The sequence below is a fragment of the Streptomyces phytophilus genome (genome assembly GCF_013870535.1).
Lineage (GTDB): Bacteria > Actinomycetota > Actinomycetes > Streptomycetales > Streptomycetaceae > Streptomyces > Streptomyces phytophilus.
Genome location: NZ_JACBXC010001556.1, coordinates 1 through 1,236 on the forward strand (window position 1 = coordinate 1; position 1,236 = coordinate 1,236).

The following is a 1,236-nucleotide window of genomic DNA, read 5'->3' on the forward strand; positions in this document are numbered from 1 at the left end:
GAGCGTCGCGCCCACCTCCAGCCGCCGCCTGGCCAGCTCGTACCGGAGCACCGCGCGGTTGTCGCGGTACGCCTGCGCCAGCCGGCGCTGCGCCTTCGCCTCGTTCTCGGCGGCGATCAGGCCGCTGCGCCCGCGGGTCTCGATCTCGAAGCGGACCTTCTGCGCCTCGGTCTCCTGCTGCTCCAGCAGCCGGGCGACCTCCTCGCGGGCCCGGTTCAGCGCGGCCTTGACCTCGACGAAGCGCGCGTCGCGCGCCTTCTTCGCCCGTTCGATGTCCATCTGCAGGTTGTCGATGCGGCGCTTGCGGGTCAGGCCCCACTCCTGCTCGTACGCGGTCCGCTCCTTCGCGACCCGCTCGCGGGTCGCGAGGTGCTGCTGGTACTGCGCGGGCAGCTGGACGTCGGGGATGTTGGCGCCGGTGATGCGCACGCCGTAGCGGGCCAGCTGGCGGTTGAGCAGGTCCTGCATGTCCGCGACGTCCGAGCCGCGCAGGTCGTACGCCCGCTCCGTGCGCACCTGGCGGGCGCGCTGGCGGATCGCGTCCTGCACGGCGCTGGAGAGCACCAGGTCGAAGTTGCCGGCGCCGATGGTGCGGACGAAAAGCACCGCGTCGTTGATGCGGAACTTCAGGAAGAACTCGATCGAGCGCAGCGGCACGTTCTCCTGCGTCGGGCAGGCCATGACCGGCGCCGAGTACGGGATCTCGGTGGCCGTGTCGACGACGAAGTCCACGCGCGACCAGGGGTGCCAGACGAAGTGCCGGCCCGGGCCGAGCGTGCGGGAGATGGCGCCGTAGCGGGTGAGGACGCCGTTCGTGCCCTGTTCGATCTTCACGATCGAGGAGCGCCACCACCACAGCACGCCGACGACCAGCAGGAAGACGCCGGTGCCGTACGAGGCCGCCGCCAGCGCGTCGTACGCGCCGGAGCTCCAGCCGTCCTCGCTGCCGCTCTGCAGCCCGGCCATCACGCCGGTCGCCAGCGCCAGCAGCGACAGCCACAGCGGCACCATCCACCACAGCCGGCGGCGGTGGCGGGGGATGATGACGGGGATCAGGGTGCCGGCCTCGCCGCCGCGCAGCAGTTGGGGGATGTCGCCCCAGGCCGCGACGAGTTCGGAGATGACCGACCTGCGCTTCATGGCCGTCGCGCTCATGCTCCCGCCTCCTCGTGCCCGTAGTCCGCGGGCCCGAAGCCCGTGCTCTCGTGTCCGTAGCCTTCGTTCGCGACCCCGAAG

Annotated in this window: 1 protein-coding gene; it reads right to left on the reverse strand. The window is 71.8% G+C overall.

Annotation, left to right across the window (positions count from 1 at the left end; translation table 11 throughout):
• Nucleotides 1-1,155, reverse strand: a 1,155-nt coding sequence (locus tag H5J30_RS34195) for an SPFH domain-containing protein (RefSeq protein ID WP_181791702.1), incomplete at its 3' end; no start/stop codon positions are given.
• Nucleotides 1,156-1,236: the final 81 nt, after the last annotated feature.